Here is a 15,445-nt window from a genome sequence, read left to right on the forward strand (position 1 = left end):
GGCCCGATCCGCCCGAAGCGGCGCGATCCGGTTTCAGGCAGTTAGCAAAGGCGCGAAGATCATGGCCAGTTCCCCTCTCACGCCCCGCTTGCTCAAGGCCGGCCTCGTGCGCGTCGACGGCGCCACCGGAGCGCTGATCGAGGTGGTGCCCTTGCAGTACAACCCCGATACGCTCAGCCGCACGCTGCAACCGCGCGGCGCCGGGGACGGCGCGCCGAGCGAGGAGGCGACCCGGCTGACCGGCCCGCCGACCGAGACTTTCACGGTCGAGGCCGAACTCGACGCCACCGACGCGCTCGAAGCCGCCGGGCCAACCGACGATGTCGCCACCGTGGGCCTGTGGCCGCAGCTCGCGATCCTCGAACGCATGCTCTACCCCGGGGTGGAGGCGATGCGCGCCGCCAACGCGCAGGCCGCGCGCGGATCGATCGAAGTGCTGCCCGCGCCCGAGCCGCTGACCGTGTTCGTCTGGGGCCGCTCGCGGGTCATGCCGGTGCGGCTGACCGACATGACCATCACCGAGGAAGCCTTCGACACCGCGCTCAACCCGATCCGCGCCAAAGTGAAAGTGTCGATGCGGGTGCTGAACGCCAACGACCTCGGCTTTTCGAGCTGGGCGGCCTCGCTCTACCTTGCCTACCAGACGCGCAAGGAAGGGCTGGCCGCGCAGTTCGGCGGGCGGGCGCTGACCGACCTCGGGCTGGAGGCGCTGCAATGAGCGTGCCCGAACTTCCCAGCCTGACCGGTCTGATGCCGGGCGGCGAGCCGGCCTTCGGGCAGACCAGCCGCTATTCCGGCCTGCCGATCGCCAGCGTCACCCTGCCCGACGGCAGCGACGCCGCCTATGTCACCCGCCGGCTGATCCCGCCGCCCACGGCCTTCTCCATCGCCGGCACCGCCCAGGTCGAAGTGGGGGACCGGCCCGACCTCGTCGCCGCACGGGCCTATGGCCGCCCCGAGTTCGACTGGCGGCTGGCCGATGCCGCCGGGGCGAGCGATCCCGAAACGCTGACGGCGGCGCCGGGCACGCGCCTGGCGGTGCCGCTGCCCGGCCCGACGCATCAGGCGGACGGCGATGCTTAGAGGCGCCCAGCTCTCGATCCGAACCGGGTTCATCACCCACGACCCGGTGCCGCAGGCGCTGATCGACGCGATCACCGAACTGCAGATCACCCGGCAATCGCCGCGCGGCGGCTTCCAGATGAAGCTGCGCCTCGCCAAGGGCGGCCCGGTGGAGACCGAAATGCTGCCGGGCGGCATGTTCACGCCGGGCAAGCGCTTCATCTTCTCGCTGATGATCGACGGGGTGAGGACGGTGCTGCTCGACGGCTTCGTCGCCCGCTACGACGTCGCCCAGGCCAACGATGCGGGCAAGGCCACGCTCAGCGTCACCGGGGGCGACGTGACCCAGCTGATGGACCAGTACGACATCACCGGCCTGCCGATGCCGGGCATGCCGCCGATGGGGCAGGTCGCCTTCATCCTCGCGCGCTGGACGCCGCTGGGGGTGATCCCGGCGATCCTGCCGCCGCCGAGCTGGACCATTCCCAACCCGGTCAACGGCTGGCACATCCAGCAGGGCACCGACTATGGCCACGTCAACCGCCTGGCGCGCGCCTGCGGCTATGTGTTCCTGGTGGAGCCGACCGAGCAGGAAGGCGTCACCACCGCCTATTGGGGGCCGGACCTGGGCGGGCTGACGCCGGGCGGCAACTTCAACAGCCAGGGCCTGTCGATGCTGCCGGCGCTGACCGTCAACATGGACCAGGCCTCCAACGTGGAAACGCTCAGCTTCAGCTTCGACGGCACGCAGAAGCTGCTGCCCTACCTGCTCAGCCAGGAAATCCGCGCGACCGGCCTGACCATCCCGATCCCGATCCCCGGCGAAATCCTGAGCCCGCCGATGGGGCCGGGCTGGATCCCCTATGCGCGCTTTTCCAAGCTGGCGGACCTCGGCCGCAATTCCGACCGCGAAACCCAGGCCCGGCTCGACATTCCCGAGCTGGTCATGCGCGGCCTGGGAGAGGCGGCGCAGGCCAGCCGCGTGATCGGCGCCTCGGGCACGCTCGACCTGGCCCGCTACGGCCGGGCGCTGGTGCCGGGGCGGCTGGTGCCGGTGCGCGGGGCGGGGCCGCACCACGACGGCGTCTACCTCGTCAAGTCGGTGACGACCTCGATCAAGCGCGGCTCGCTCAAGCAGAACTTCCAGCTCTCCAAGAACGCCCATGGATCATACACACAGGAGGTGGCGGCGTGACCGAGACCCGGCGCTACTACGGAAAATATCGCGGGACTGTAATCAACAACATCGATCCCATGCAGACCGGCCGGCTGATGGTGCAGATCCCCGACGGCCCCGGCCTGGCGCCCTCCACCTGGGCCGAGCCCTGCTTTCCCGCGACCGGCAAGCAGATGGGCATGCACTGGCTGCCGCAGATCGGCGCCGGGGTCTGGGTGGAATTCGAGCAAGGCGATCTCAACTACCCGATCTGGACCGGCTGCTATTACCACAGCACCGCCGAAGTGCCGCCGCTCGCCATGGCCGGCACCCCGGGCCTTTCCAACTTCGTGATCCAGACCACCGGGCAGAACACGCTGATGATAAGCGACACCCCCGGACCCACCGGGGGCTTCCTGCTCAAGACCCTCACCGGCGCGATGATTTCCATCAACGACATCGGCATCACCATCACCAACGGCAAGGGCGCGACGATCATGCTCACGGGACCGACCGTGACCGTGAACCAGGGCGCGCTGGTGGTGACCTGATGCCGGGCCCCGTCCTTCACGTCGGTGCGGTGGGCATGTGCCCGCACGCCGGCCAGATGGCGATCGCGCCGGGCAATCCGCGCGTGATGCTCGGCGGCATGCCGGCCGCGACCATGGCCGACGTGGCGACCATCGCCGGCTGCGTGTTCCAGGTGCCGATCCCGGGCGGCACCAAGCCGCAGCCCTGCGTCACCGTGCAATGGCTGGTCCCGGCCACCCGCGTCACCGCCGGCGGACAGCCGCTGATCCTCTCCACCTCGCCCGGCCTGTGCAAGAGCGCGGAGCAGATCCCGCAAGGCCCGCCCACCGTCACCACCGTCCAGATGAGGGTCATAGCGCAATGACTCATATAGCCTTCCCGCTGACCTTCGATTCCGGCGGCCGCAGCGCCGCGACGGGCACCGAGGCCTATGTCCGCATGCTGATCGGACAATTGCTGCTCACCTCCCCCGGCGAGCGGGTGATGCGGCCCGAGTTCGGCAGCGGGCTGCGGCAGATCCTGTTCGGCGGCAGCGATCCCTCGATCGCGATCGCCGTCGAACTGGGGCTGCAAGGCGCGCTCAACCAGTGGCTCGGCGATCTCGTCGAAGTCGGGCAAGTGCAGGTGACGAGCGACGAGGCCACCTTGCGCGTCAGCGTCGCCTATACCTTGCGCGGCACCGGCGAGGGCAAGATCGCAACCATCGAAAGGCCGGTGGCATGAGCGCGCGCTATCTCTGCCGCGAGGCCCGCCGCGTCGCCGCCGTGCGCGATACGTTCGACAACCCGCAGCCGGACCCGATCAACGGCTTCGACTACCTGGAGGTGGTCTCCTCCGACCAGACCGTGCTGGACGTGTTCTTCGTCCACCCGCTGCCCGGCGAGGCCGGCGGCATCCCCGCCGCCCCGGCACTGACCGCGGCGAACTTCGTCATCACGGGCGGCGACCGGATCACCGGCATCAGCATCGAGGAAGTGGTCGAGACCGACGGCAACCGGATCCGCCTGCGCGTAGACGCGGCGGGGGATTTCTCGACTTATGTCCTCCACCTGATCCGCGCGAGCGGAGAGAGCGAGCCGCCGCAGTTCTTCGATCCGCGGCTCGCCGGGATCGAGTTCCTGTTCAAGGCCGGCTGCCCCAGCGACTTCGACTGCGCGCCCGTCCACCGCTGTCCGCCAGCGGCACCCGAAGAGCCGCGCATCGACTACCTCGCCAAGGATTACGAAAGCTTCCGCCGGGTCATGCTCGACCGGCTGGCGGTGCTGATGCCCGGCTGGCAGGACCGCTCGGCGGCCGATCCCTACCTGGCCATGGTCGAGACGCTGGCCTACCATGCCGACCGCCTGAGCTACGCCCAGGACGCCGCCGGGACCGAGGCCTACCTGGGCACCGCGCGCAGCCGCATCTCGCTGCGCCGCCACGCCCGCCTCGTCGACTATGCCATCGACGAGGGCGCCAATGCCCGCACGCTTGTCCACTTCACGGTCGCGCCGGCTTCCGCCGCCGACGGCACGGTGCTGCCCGCCGGTCAGCTCGTCGCCGGCTTGCAGCCAGGCGCGGGGGCGGTGCTCGATGCCGCCGCGCGCGACGCCGCGCTGCGCTCCGAGGCCGCCAAGTTCGAGACCATGGCCGACGTTTCGCTCTCCTCCGCGCACAACGAGATCGCGCTGCACACCTGGTCGGACACCGCGTGCTGCCTGCCCCCCGGCGCGCTCGGCGTCACCCTGAAGGACAATCCCAAGCTCTCGCTGGCGCCCGGCGACCTGCTGCTGCTGGCCCAGAGCACCGATCCCGAGACCGGCGCGCGCGCCGATGCCGATCCGCGCCTGCGCCACGCGGTGCGGCTCACCGCCGTGCGCTACGGCACCGATCCGGTCGATGCGACGCCGGTCTGCGAGGTGGCCTGGGCGGAAGCCGACGCGCTGCCCTTCGCGCTGCCGGTCGACAGCATGAGCGTGGACGGCGAAGTGCTCCGCTGCGCCGTCGCCATGGCCAATCTCGCCCCCGCCGATGCCGGCTACTGGGCGCCCGACGCCGCGCTGCTGCCCGACACGGTGCTGGAGGACGACCGTCCCTATCGCCCGCTGCTGGGGCATCGCGGGGTGGTGTTCGCCGCCGGGTTCGATCCCGAGGGACCGGTCGCGGAGCTGCTCGCCCCGCCGGCCGGCGCACCCACCCAGGCGGCGATCCGGGTGGCCAGCCAGGGCGACGACTGGGACGCCTTGCCCGACCTCTTCGCCGCCGACCGTTTCGCCCGCGCCTTCGTCCCCGAAGTGGAGCATGACGGCACCGTGGTGCTGCGCTTCGGCGACGATACGCTCGGCGCCCGGCCGGCACCGGGCACCAGCTTCACCGCCGCCTACCGGGTGGGCGGTGGCGCGGCGGGCAATGTCGGGCTGGACGTGCTGCGCCATGTCGCAACGCCGCCCAGACCCGGCATTGTCGCCGTCACCAACCCGCTCCCCGCGCGCGGCGGCCGCGATGGGGAGAGCGCCACGCATATCCGCCGCTTCGCCCCGGCCCGGGTGGCCCAGCAGGACCGCGCCGTCACCGAGGCCGACTATGCCGCCGCCGTGGAGGAACTGCCCGGCGTGCAGCGCGCCCAGGCCCGCATCCGCTGGACCGGCAGCTGGTACACCGTGTTCCTCATCGTCGACCGCATCGGCGGCCAGTCCGCCACCGGCGATCCGGCCTTCGCGGCAACCCTGCTCGAACACCTCGAACGCAAGCGCATGGCCGGCTTTGATCTGGACATCGCCGATCCGGTTCACGTCGCGCTCGACCTGGAACTGCACGTCTGCGTCCAGCTCGACGCGATCCGGGCCAACGTGCGCCAGCGGCTGGAAGAACTGTTCAGCGCCCGCACCGGCTCCGACGGCACGCTGGGCTTCTTCCATCCCGATCGCCGCAGCTTCGGCGATCCGGTCTATGCCAGCGCAATCCTGGCCGCCGCCGTGGGCGTGGAGGGCGTGCGATCGGCCGCGCTGACACGCTTCGGCCGCGCCGGGGCGCCGCCGGTCGATCCCGTGCTCGATGGCGTCATCACCCCGTCGAACACCGAACTGCTGCGGCTCGACAACGATCCGGACCACCCGGACATGGGCCGCATCCGCTTTGACCTGGAGGGAGGACGATGAGCGCCGATCCCGAATGCGCCTGCTTCGGCGGCGCCCCGGCATCCCCCGACCCGCAGCCGGGCCTCACCCGCATTCCCTGGCGGCTGGCGACCCACGGCACCTTCAACGGCGCCATGCTGGACCAGTTGCACAAGGCCCCGGCGCTCGCGCGGCTGACCACGCGCGATCCCTCCGACCCGGCGATCGCGCTGCTCGACGGCTGGGCGGTGACGCTCGACATCCTGGCCTTCTACAACGAACGCATCGGCAACGAGGGCTTCCTGCGCCCCGCCACCGAGCGCCGCTCGGTGCTCGAACTGGCGCGGCTGATCGGGTATTCCCCCGCGCCGGGGGTCTCCGCCTCGACGTTCCTGGCGGTGAACTGCGACACCATTCCCGGCTCGCCGGAGCAGGTGACGCTGCCCGCCGGGGCCGGGGTGATGAGCGTGCCCGGCCCCGGCGAGAAGCCGCAGATCTTCGAGACCGACGCCGAGATCGTCGCTCGCCCGGCCTGGCAGGATCTGCACGCCCAGAGCGTCCACTACGTCGCCCCGGCGGCGGGCGATACCCGGCTGATGCTCTATCCGCCCACCCAGCTCAAGACCGGCGACATGGTGCTGGTGGTAGGGGGCGAACGCATCGCCGATGCACAGAGCCCGCGCTGGCAGGCGCGCCGCGTCGCGGGCGTGGAGGACATTCCCGCCGACCCGATTGACCAGGTGCCGCCACGCAGCGAAGTGCTGCTGGAATCCGCGCTGGGCGCCGCTGCCACCATCCCGCTGCAATCGCCGCGCGTCTATGCGATGCGCCAGCGCACCAATATCTTCGGCCACAACGCCCCGGCCTGGGAATCGCTGCCGATCGTGCTGCGCGTGGGCGAGTTCCTGCCGATCGCCGTGGCCGCCCAGACGGTGCCCGCGCTCCAGGCGCTGGAGGCTAGCAAACAGTCCAGCAACGCGATCGTATCGTTCGCGCCGGGCGGACCATCCGGGGCGATGTCGGAGATGGCGGCGGGCGGCGGCACCGCGTCGCTCGGCTATGGCGGCATCCTGGACGACATCACCAACATCATGGAGTTCGACGCCACCCGCAAGCTGGCGCCGGGCATCTACGCCGGCCGCCGGACGAGCTGGGCCGACGCCCCGTTCCCCGCCGGCCGGGACTACATCGACCTCGACCAGGTCTACGACCGCTTCGTGGCGGGAAGCTGGATCGTGCTGCGCGCGGGCACCACCATGCAGGCCTACCAGGTGACCGAGGCGACCGAGATCAGCGTCAGCGACTTCGGCATGTCGGCCAAGGTCACGCGCCTCAAGCTGCGCGGCCCCTCGCTCTCGTCGTTCTCGCCGCGCTCGACCTCGGTCCATGGCGTCAGCGAATTGATCCCCTGGGGAATGACACCGATCACCACCCCGGTTGCAGGGCGCGAAGTCACGCTCAGCAAGCCGGTCGAGGGCCTCGCGGCAGGCCAGCGGGTCGCGCTCACCGGCAGCGAGGCCGCGAGCGGGAATGCCGCCGCGCGGATCCTGACGATCGAGCAGGTTTCCACCGTCCCGGCGGGCGGCGACGCGGCCCAGCTCGCCCCGCCCGCGACCATGACCACGCGGCTGCGCTTCACATCCGACATCGCCCCGGGGCTGGCGCCGCGCTCGGTGCGCATCAACGCCAATGTCGTTTCCGCCAGCCACGGCGAAACGCGCGAGGACGCGATCGGCAACGGCAACGCGGCGATCGCCTTCCAGACGGTGCCACTGCCCAGCAAGCCGCTCACCTGGGTCTCCTCGTCGAACCCGCCGGGCCGCGCGACCACGCTGCGGGTGCGGATCGGCGCGAGCTGGTGGAACGAGGTGCACAGCTTCGTCGGCGCCGGCCCGCGCGACCGTGTCTTCACCACCCGCACCGCAGACGACGGCACCGTCACCGTCCAGTTCGGCGACGGCGTGACCGGTGCCCGTCTGCCGAGCGGCAAGGGCAACATCATGGCCCGCTATCGCACCGGCACGGGCCTGGCGGGCATGCTCAAGGCCGGCCAGCTCAGCCAGCCGCTGCAACGCCCGGCGGGCTTTGCCGGCGTGGTCAACCCACTGCCGACCGGTGGCGCCGAGGACCCCGAAAGCCTCGATGCCGCCCGCGCCAACGCGCCGGTCACGGTGCGCGCGATGGAGCGCATCGTCAGCCTGGCCGACGTCGCCGACTATGCCCGCGCCTTCGCCGGGATCGGCAAGGCCGACGCGGCGCTGGTGCGCGACGGCACCTGGCGCAGCATCGTCCTGACGATCGCCGACACCGGCGGCGGCATGCCCGCGGCGGGCGACACGCTGTTCGACAATCTGGAGGAATCGATCGCAGCGGTGCGCAGCGGCGGCGACTATGCCGGCCAGCGCCATGGCTTGCCGATCACCCTTGCCGGATACCGGGCGCGGGGCTTCGCGCTCCGTTCCGAGCTGATCCTGGCGAGCGACGCGGTTGCCGCCACCGTGCTCGCAGCGGCGCGCGCGGCGCTGCTCCAGGCCTTCGGCTTCGCGGCACGGCAATTCGCCCAGCCCGCCAGCCTGGCCGAGGCATCGGCGGTGCTGCACGGCGTCGGCGGCGTGCGCGCCGCGCGCTTCACCCGCTTCCACCGGCTCGACCAGCCGGCCGGCGTCGCGCCCGTGCTGCCCTCGGCCATGGCCGGACGGCTGGGCAACGGCTGGCAGGGGGCGGAACTGCTCACCCTCGATCCGGATCAACTCGTGCTGACGCAGGTGCAATGATGCGCATGGATGGAGACCGCCTCTACACCGCCCTGCCCGCCTACTTGCACGAGGCCGACCTTGAAGCGGGCGGGGCCGTCGAAGCGCTGTTCGGCATCATGGGCGGCGAGGCCGACCGGCTCGGACGCGCCATCGACGCGATGGCCGAAAGCTGGTTCATCGAAACCTGCCCCGAATGGGCGGTGCCCTATATCGCCGACCTGCTGGCGGTGCGCGCGCTCACCCAGACCGACGGCTTTTCCGAACGCGCCTGGGTGGCGCAGACGGTGGCCCTGCGGCGGCGCAAGGGAACGCTCGGGATCATCGGCACGCTGACCCGCGCGACCACCGGCTGGCCGGCGCTGCCGGTGGAGATGTTCCAGCGGCTCGCCACCACCCAGTCGCTGAGCCACTTGCGGCCCGGCGCGCCGGCCAGCGCCCTGGTGCGCGAGCCGGAGCGGATGCGGCGGCACGATACCGCGTTCGACGCCCTGCCGCACACGCTGGACATCCGCTCCATCGCGCGCGGCCAGGGGCGCTACAACGTGCCCAACATCGGCATCTTCGGCTGGCGCCAGCAGGTCTATCCGCTGGAGGCGGTGGAAGCCGCGCCGGCCGGCGCCGGGCGTTTCCTGTGCGATCCGGCCGGGCGCGCGCTGCCCTTGTGGAACCCGCCCGGCCCGCTGGCCTCCGCCGCCCCGCGCGAGGCGGACCTGCCGGCCCTGCTCGACCGCCGCACGCTCTATCTCGAACTGGAGGCCCTGCGCGCCGACAGCGCCGCCGGGCGCACCCCCGCCCCCGCCTGGTTCGATGACGAACCGCCGCTCCGCCTCTGGGTGCAGGACGCGGACGGCGATCCCTGGACCGAGATCCCGCGCGAGGAACTGGCGAGCGCGGACCTGCACGACGTGGCCGACGCGCGCGGCTGGCGCCGTCCGCCGGCCTCGCTCGATTACCCCGACGCCGGCGGCAACCCCGTCGCCCGCGCCATCCGTGCCGCCTTCGATCCGGTACGCGGCCGCATCGCCTTTCCCGATGGGATCGCCCCCCACGCCGTGCATTGCAGCCACGCGCTCGCCGCGCCGGGCGACCTCGGCGCCGGCCCCTATGACCGCACCGCGACCGTCGCGGGCCTGCTCGCGGGCCGGTCGATCACCTGGCAGGTCGGCGTCAGCCGCCGCCGCGCGGCGGTGCCGGGGGTGATCTTCGCCACCGTGGCCGAAGCGGTGGCCGAATGGAACACGCTGCCCCCCGGCACCGTCGGCGCTATCGCCCTGCTCGACAACGACCGTTTCGACGAGGACTTGTCCGGCCCGCGGACGATCGTCGTGCCGCAGGGCAGCCTGCTGCTGCTGGTCAGCGCCGACTGGCCCGAGACCCCGCGCGAGGGCGGCGGCAGCGACCTGCTGCCCGGATCGCTCACCCCGCGCGATCGCCGCGCCGCGATCACCGGCAACGTGGCGGTCGCCGGCAGCGCCCCGGCCGAGGCGCTCGATCCCGGCGCGCTGGTGCTCGACGGGCTGCTGGTGGGCGGCGCGGTGCTGGCATCCCCGGATGACGGCGCCAACCTGGGCGAGCTGGTGGTCTCCAACTGCACCGTGCTCGGCGGCCAGGGCGTGACGATCGAGGGCGACCACGAACGGCTCACGCTTACCCTGCGGCGCAGCGTCTGCACCCTGGTCTCGGCCCCTGCCACGGTGCCGGGGCTGGAAGGGCGCGAAACGGTGGTGCTCGGCCCGCTGGCGATGCCGGGGGCGCGGGCCTCGCTCGCCGGGATGACCGTGACCGGGCTGGCGCAGCTGCAATCGGTCTCCGCCACCGACACCATTTTCGCCCGGACGCTGATCGCGACCCGCCGCCAGGTGGGATGCCTGCGCTTCTCTTACGTTCCCCCCGGCTCGTCCGGCCCGCGCCAGTTCCGCTGCCAGCCCGACCTGGCCATCAAGGAGGCGGGAGCCGGCGCCGACGCGGCCGCGATCGCCGCGCGGCTGGGCCTCGCCTTCGATACGCTGGAGCCCGGCGCGGCCGGCTTCGCCCGCCTGTCCTGGCGCTGCGATCCGGCCATCACCGCAGGCGCGGAAAGCGGCGGGGCCATGGGCGTCTGGCGTTTCCTCGAGGAAACCCAGCGCCGCGCCAATCTCGATATCGCACTCGACGAATACCTGGGCCTGGGCCTGGAAGCCGGACTGATACCGGCCAGCTGAACTTGCAGGAGAAAATAGGATGAAAGGCGATTTTTCCCGGCTGCGGTTCGATCCGACCCGGCAATACGACGCGGTCCTGCTGCAGCAGGGCCGGGTGGCGCTGGACGCCGACGCGAACGAGGCCGCCGTGATCGCGCTCGATCGCGACCGGCGTACCAGCGCCGACGTGATCGGCAAAGTCGGCGCCCCGCAGGACACCCCCGGCTTCGGCATCTCGGTCGAGCCCGCCGGCAAGCTCGGCGTCGGCGCCGGCACGCTCTATGTCGACGGCATCCGCTGCATTAACCCGGCCAAGTACCTGCACGACGCGCAGCCCTACCTGCCAGCCGGCGCCCCCGTCTTCGTCGCGCCGGACGGCACGCTTTCCGCCGCGCCCGCCGACGGCCGCTACATCGGCTTCGTCGACGTCTGGCACCGCCACGTCACCGCGCTGGAAGACGACGCGCTGATGGAGGAGGCGCTGGGCGTCGATACCGCCACGCGCCTGCAAGTGATCGAGCAGGTCCGCTTCCTGCGGGCGGGCAACGCCGGGGACGCGGCGATCACCTGCGACGCGGCGGTGCCGGCGTGGAACACCCTCGTCACCCCGCCCGACGGCACCATGGCCGCGCGCGGCAAGCCGGCCGATGCCGAGGCCAACCCTTGCGCGTTCCCCGAAACCGCCGGCTACCAGCGCCTTGAGAACCACTTGTACCGGGTGGAAATCCACAAGAGCGGCACCGTCGCCAGCGGCGCCACGTTCAAGTGGTCGCGCGACAATGCCGCCTTCGCCACGCGCTGGCTGGAAAGCAATGGCGATACCCTGACGCTCGCCGACACCGGCCGCGACGCCCAGAGCGGCCTCAAGCCGGGCCAGTGGATCGAACTGACCGACGACGACAAGGAACTGTCCGGCCGGCCCGGCACGCTGGTGCGCATCCTCAGCCTGATCGGCACCCGCGTGCGGCTCGACACGCCGACCGCCGACGGCCCGATCGCGATCGCCCAGTTCGGCCGCAACCCCAAGGTTCGCGCCTGGGATTCCCCGGGCGCCGTCGCCATCACCGTCCCCGCCGGCAACGACGGTTTCCTGCCGCTCGAAAGCGGGCTGGAAGTCCTGTTCGCGGCGGGCAGGAAGTACCGTTCCGGGGACTGGTGGGTGGTCCCGGCGCGCAGCGGCAGCGGCATCGACTGGCCTGAGGCCGGCGGCGTGCCCCAGGCCAAGCCGCCTTGCGGGGTCGAGCACTCCTACGCCAGGCTCGCGGTGCTGGACCGCGTGGCCGGCGTCTGGACGCTGATCGGCGATTGCCGGCCGCTGTTCCCGCCGCTCACCGCGATGAAGCAGCTCGCCATGCTCGGCGGCGACGGGCAGGAAGCGCTGCCCGACCCCACCCAGCCGGCACTGCTCTGCCCGCTCGCCGACCCGCTGCGGGTCGGCGTGTTCCGGGGCACCACCCCGGTGGCCGGCGCGCGGGTGCGCTTCCGCATCCTTACCGGGGGCGGCAAGCTCGATCCGGTGCTGCCCTCGGGCGGGGCCACCAGCGTCATCCGCGTGACCGACCCCCAGGGCGAGGCGACCGCGCCCTGGGCGCTGGACGCGACGACCCCCACGCAGCAGGTCCGCGCCGAGCTGCTCGATTCCACCAATACCCCGATCGGCCTCGCCGTGACCTTCGGCGCCAGCCTTTCCACTGCCGCGCATGTCTCGTTCGATCCCGCGCCCGCGCCCAGCCTGGCCGGAATCGTCACCGTCCAGCGCGCGATCGAGGAACTGGCCAAGCGCGTGGGCGGCGGCTGCGTGGAAGTGACGCTTTCGCCCGGCACCGACTGGGGCAAGATCCTGCGCGACCTGCCCAAGGGCGAGGATGCGACCATCTGCTTCCGCCAGGGTGACTTCACCACCGACGAGCCGGTGGTGATCGAAGGGCTGGGCCATGTCGTGATCCACGGCGGCGGCGCGGCCACCCGCGTCACCGGCACCAAGAACGAGCGCGTGCTGGAATTCCTGGACTGCGCCAGCCTGACGATGCGCGACCTGACGATCGCCGCCGTGCAGGATTTCCACGAGCACCTCGAGCACCGCGGCGGCGCGCTCACCGTCACCGGATGCCCGGTCGTCTCGCTGGAGAACCTCGTCGTCACTTGCGGGGCCTCGCTGGGGAACGAGCGCACGTGCGTGACGGTGCGCGGCGGCGACAACGACGGGCAGACCGTCCCGGTCGAGCACGTCGAGGTTTCCGGTTGCCGCTTCGTCGCGGGTTTCGGGCAAGGCGGGCTGCTCGTCACCGACGCGATCGATTCGGTGATCCGCGACAACAGCCTCGCGGTGGCGCCGCTGCCTTCGACGATCAGCTTCGAGGAACTGGCGACCGACCCCGAACGCATGGGCCTGCTGGCCCGCCAGCTCGCCCGCGACTTCGCGCCGGCGGACGCCGTCAGCACGGCGCCGGCCGGATCGGTGATCGTCGGCAACTATGCGATAAGCATGGCCTCGATGGTCGATACCAAGGACTGGCAGACGCTGATCGCCGCCAATCCGCCCGCCGAGGCGGAGGCCAGGAGCGTCGACGGTGTTCAATCCTACATGAAGCGCATCACCGACAAGGCCTTGTCGGAAACCTCGGACACCTCGGGCACGGCTCGGGCATTCACGTCCTCCGCCTCGCAGATGCGCAAGGTCATGGGCCGCCAGACCGGCTTCGAGATGTCCTCCGAACTGCTCGGCGACCTGATCCGGGGCGGCGACATGCAAGTGGTGGAAGTGCCGGGCGGCGCCAACGCGGCGGGCGGGCGGATCGTCATCCCGGTGGGCCAGTGGCGCGTGAGCTTCGAATCGGAAATCGGCCAGGAAGCCTGGACCCAGATCGCCCGCACGCATGTGGAGGAACTGACCGCCCAGAGCGAACAGGAGGCCGAGGAGGCGATCGACCGCCTCGTCAAGCGCTTCGTCACCGATGCCGAACTGCGCAAGACCTCCCCGGCGGTCAGCGCCTGGTTCAACGACCTGAAGAAGAACCTGGGCGTGGTCGGCGCCCAGGCGATCGTGGTCGCCGGCAGTCTCGGCCGCATGACCCGGATCGAGCGCAACGAGGCCGATCACTTCCTCGAAGGCGTCCACGTCGCGCTGGCCCGCCGGGGGGACGGCGCGGGCGACCACGTCGATTTCGGCAGCATCGCGGTGATCGCCAACCGCCTGCGCCTGCGCCTGCCGGTCGAGTACTTGTGGGGCGGCCACGGCATCTACGTGGGCAACGCGGCGCGCGTGCGCGTGAACGACAACGAGATCGACATGGCCACCGGCGATCCGCAGGCGCTGCGCTTTCACGAAGGCATCCGCATCTGGGGCTACCTCGGCAACTTCGTCCACGTCCTGGCCAACGCGATCACCCTTGCCCGCGTCGGCATCCGCGTCGTCGCCGAGCGCGAGCCGCAGGACTACAAGTCGCTGCAATGGCTCGCCGCCGACAACCTCGCGGTGGACGCCAGCACCACGGTGGATGCGCCGGAATGGATGCGCCTGCGCGACAACGCGCCGTGAAGGATTGATGCCACACCGCCTTCGCCGGCTCGCGGGCGACGAAAGCAAGGAGGACAAGAGTTCCGATCAATGAGATTGGGCATGACGCCAGGCCGCGCATGAAAAAGGGCGGCGCAGATCGCGCCGCCCTCCCGTCCGGGCCCGCCCCCCAGCGGTTCCCGTCCCCCCATGTGATTGGAGCTATGTTTCGATTGCCCGTCAGTCTTCCCTGGCGCGCGCGATCCGGCGGCGGCCCACGATCGTCGCGGCGGCGGCGCCGAACAGGATCAGCATCGGCGGCGCCGGCACGTCCGTGCCGCCCGAGCTGCTGGTGGTCGATCCGCCCGAGGACGAGGAGCTGGACGAAGAAGAGGACGAGGAAGAGCTGCTCGAAGTCGAACCGGAGCCCCCCGAACTGCTGGAGCTCGAGGAGCCCGAGCTCGACGAACCGCCGCTCGACGATCCGCTGGAAGTCGCTCCGCCCGAGGAACTCGACGACGAACTCGACGAAGACGAACTGCTCGAGGACGACGAGGAACTGGAGCTGCTGGTCACGCCGCCGGTGCTGGTCGAGACGTTGCCCGAAGTGCTGGTGACATTTCCCGAACTGGTCGAAGTCGTCGACGTCACGCCCCCGGTCGAGGTCGAAGTGGAACCGCCGGTGGTGGTGGAAGTCAGTCCGCCCGAGGAGGACGAGGTCGATCCGCCGCTGGTGGTGGAACTGATTACAACGTTGCCGCCGCTCGAACCGCCGCCGCCGAAGAACCCGCCGAAGAACCCGCCGCCGAAGCCGCCCATGCCGCCGCCGCCGATCACCACCGGAACGCCGCCGCTGCCGCCCTGGAAGGCCTGCGGGGGGGCCGGCGGGATGTAGGGCGGGGGAAGCGGGATCATCGCCATCTGCTGCTGTTCGCAGCAGGTGCGCTTGATGATCTTGCGCACGCGCTTGGTCATGCGCGGCTTTTCCTTCCGGACGATCCGCTTGACCGGCATGACCGGCTGCGCCGTCTTGGCCATCTTCACCTTGCGGTATTCGGTGGTCTTCGACTGCGTCTCCGCCACGTGAACGGCGCCGCCACCGACGATCGCGCAGCCCGCCGCGCAGGCAGACAGTTTCGCAAGGGCCATCCGAACCGACATAAGCGATG

At 71.2% G+C, this 15,445-nt stretch carries 13 protein-coding genes; 12 read left to right on the forward strand and 1 reads right to left on the reverse strand.

Going from position 1 to position 15,445, the window contains the following annotated elements; genetic code table 11:
- Positions 1-61: 61 nt before the first annotated feature.
- From BM052_RS01660 to BM052_RS01705, 10 genes are read left to right on the forward strand one after another with little or no spacing between them, the layout of a single operon-like run.
- Positions 62-718 carry a hypothetical protein gene (locus BM052_RS01660; RefSeq protein WP_091142443.1) on the forward strand — a complete coding sequence of 219 codons (657 nt, stop codon included), beginning with the start codon at positions 62-64 and terminating at the stop codon, positions 716-718.
- Positions 715-1,083 carry a hypothetical protein gene (locus BM052_RS01665; RefSeq protein ID WP_218151498.1) on the forward strand — a complete coding sequence of 123 codons (369 nt, stop codon included), beginning with the start codon at positions 715-717 and terminating at the stop codon, positions 1,081-1,083. The genes BM052_RS01660 and BM052_RS01665 overlap by 4 nt, the downstream gene beginning before the upstream one ends.
- Positions 1,076-2,257, forward strand: a complete 1,182-nt coding sequence (locus BM052_RS01670; protein WP_091142445.1) for a hypothetical protein — start codon at positions 1,076-1,078, stop codon at positions 2,255-2,257. Before BM052_RS01665 ends, BM052_RS01670 begins: the two co-directional genes overlap by 8 nt.
- Positions 2,254-2,769, forward strand: coding sequence for a phage baseplate assembly protein V (locus BM052_RS01675; protein ID WP_177198267.1), 516 nt, complete (start codon positions 2,254-2,256; stop codon positions 2,767-2,769). Before BM052_RS01670 ends, BM052_RS01675 begins: the two co-directional genes overlap by 4 nt.
- Positions 2,769-3,113 carry a hypothetical protein gene (locus BM052_RS01680; RefSeq protein WP_091142447.1) on the forward strand — a complete coding sequence of 115 codons (345 nt, stop codon included), beginning with the start codon at positions 2,769-2,771 and terminating at the stop codon, positions 3,111-3,113. The genes BM052_RS01675 and BM052_RS01680 overlap by 1 nt, the downstream gene beginning before the upstream one ends.
- A complete protein-coding gene (locus BM052_RS01685; protein ID WP_091142449.1) occupies positions 3,110-3,472 on the forward strand; it encodes a GPW/gp25 family protein in 363 nt (120 codons plus the stop codon). The genes BM052_RS01680 and BM052_RS01685 overlap by 4 nt, the downstream gene beginning before the upstream one ends.
- Entirely contained in the window at positions 3,469-5,886 is a 2,418-nt protein-coding gene (locus tag BM052_RS01690) for a putative baseplate assembly protein (protein WP_091142451.1), read from the forward strand. The genes BM052_RS01685 and BM052_RS01690 overlap by 4 nt, the downstream gene beginning before the upstream one ends.
- Positions 5,883-8,618 carry a baseplate J/gp47 family protein gene (locus BM052_RS01695; RefSeq protein ID WP_091142453.1) on the forward strand — a complete coding sequence of 912 codons (2,736 nt, stop codon included), beginning with the start codon at positions 5,883-5,885 and terminating at the stop codon, positions 8,616-8,618. The genes BM052_RS01690 and BM052_RS01695 overlap by 4 nt, the downstream gene beginning before the upstream one ends.
- Positions 8,619-8,623: 5 nt before the next feature.
- Positions 8,624-10,801, forward strand: a complete 2,178-nt coding sequence (locus BM052_RS19780) for a hypothetical protein (RefSeq protein ID WP_177198268.1) — start codon at positions 8,624-8,626, stop codon at positions 10,799-10,801.
- A 19-nt stretch (positions 10,802-10,820) separates the two neighbouring features.
- Positions 10,821-14,318, forward strand: a complete 3,498-nt coding sequence (locus BM052_RS01705; protein WP_091142459.1) for a DUF6519 domain-containing protein — start codon at positions 10,821-10,823, stop codon at positions 14,316-14,318.
- A 198-nt stretch (positions 14,319-14,516) separates the two neighbouring features.
- On the opposite strand, the gene BM052_RS20180 is transcribed toward BM052_RS01705, so the two are convergent.
- On the reverse strand, positions 14,517-14,606 hold the full coding sequence (locus tag BM052_RS20180; protein ID WP_143084719.1) for a PEP-CTERM sorting domain-containing protein: 90 nt from the start codon (positions 14,604-14,606) through the stop codon (positions 14,517-14,519).
- A gap of 4 nt (positions 14,607-14,610) precedes the next feature.
- On the opposite strand from BM052_RS20180, the gene BM052_RS20185 reads away from it, so the two are divergent.
- Both BM052_RS20185 and BM052_RS20190 read left to right on the forward strand, forming a co-directional pair.
- The gene (locus BM052_RS20185; protein ID WP_255405883.1) at positions 14,611-15,171 is read left to right on the forward strand and encodes a hypothetical protein; all 561 of its coding nucleotides are present in this window, start codon (positions 14,611-14,613) and stop codon (positions 15,169-15,171) included.
- Positions 15,172-15,225: 54 nt separating this feature from the next.
- The gene (locus tag BM052_RS20190; RefSeq protein WP_255405884.1) at positions 15,226-15,363 is read left to right on the forward strand and encodes a hypothetical protein; all 138 of its coding nucleotides are present in this window, start codon (positions 15,226-15,228) and stop codon (positions 15,361-15,363) included.
- Positions 15,364-15,445 lie beyond the last annotated feature (82 nt).

The organism is Novosphingobium sp. CF614, from assembly GCF_900113255.1.
Taxonomy (GTDB): domain Bacteria; phylum Pseudomonadota; class Alphaproteobacteria; order Sphingomonadales; family Sphingomonadaceae; genus Novosphingobium.

What these genes read in the sequence shown, in the direction of transcription:
- BM052_RS01685 (WP_091142449.1), top strand. Translation starts at nt 3,110, where the DNA reads ATGACTCATATAGCCTTCCCGCTGACCTTCGATTCCGGCGGCCGCAGC.
- BM052_RS01660 (WP_091142443.1), top strand. Translation starts at nt 62, where the DNA reads ATGGCCAGTTCCCCTCTCACGCCCCGCTTGCTCAAGGCCGGCCTCGTG.
- BM052_RS01680 (WP_091142447.1), top strand. Translation starts at nt 2,769, where the DNA reads ATGCCGGGCCCCGTCCTTCACGTCGGTGCGGTGGGCATGTGCCCGCAC.
- BM052_RS01695 (WP_091142453.1), top strand. Translation starts at nt 5,883, where the DNA reads ATGAGCGCCGATCCCGAATGCGCCTGCTTCGGCGGCGCCCCGGCATCC.
- BM052_RS19780 (WP_177198268.1), top strand. Translation starts at nt 8,624, where the DNA reads ATGGATGGAGACCGCCTCTACACCGCCCTGCCCGCCTACTTGCACGAG.
- BM052_RS01690 (WP_091142451.1), top strand. Translation starts at nt 3,469, where the DNA reads ATGAGCGCGCGCTATCTCTGCCGCGAGGCCCGCCGCGTCGCCGCCGTG.
- BM052_RS01705 (WP_091142459.1), top strand. Translation starts at nt 10,821, where the DNA reads ATGAAAGGCGATTTTTCCCGGCTGCGGTTCGATCCGACCCGGCAATAC.
- BM052_RS01670 (WP_091142445.1), top strand. Translation starts at nt 1,076, where the DNA reads ATGCTTAGAGGCGCCCAGCTCTCGATCCGAACCGGGTTCATCACCCAC.
- BM052_RS20190 (WP_255405884.1), top strand. Translation starts at nt 15,226, where the DNA reads ATGATCTTGCGCACGCGCTTGGTCATGCGCGGCTTTTCCTTCCGGACG.
- BM052_RS01665 (WP_218151498.1), top strand. Translation starts at nt 715, where the DNA reads ATGAGCGTGCCCGAACTTCCCAGCCTGACCGGTCTGATGCCGGGCGGC.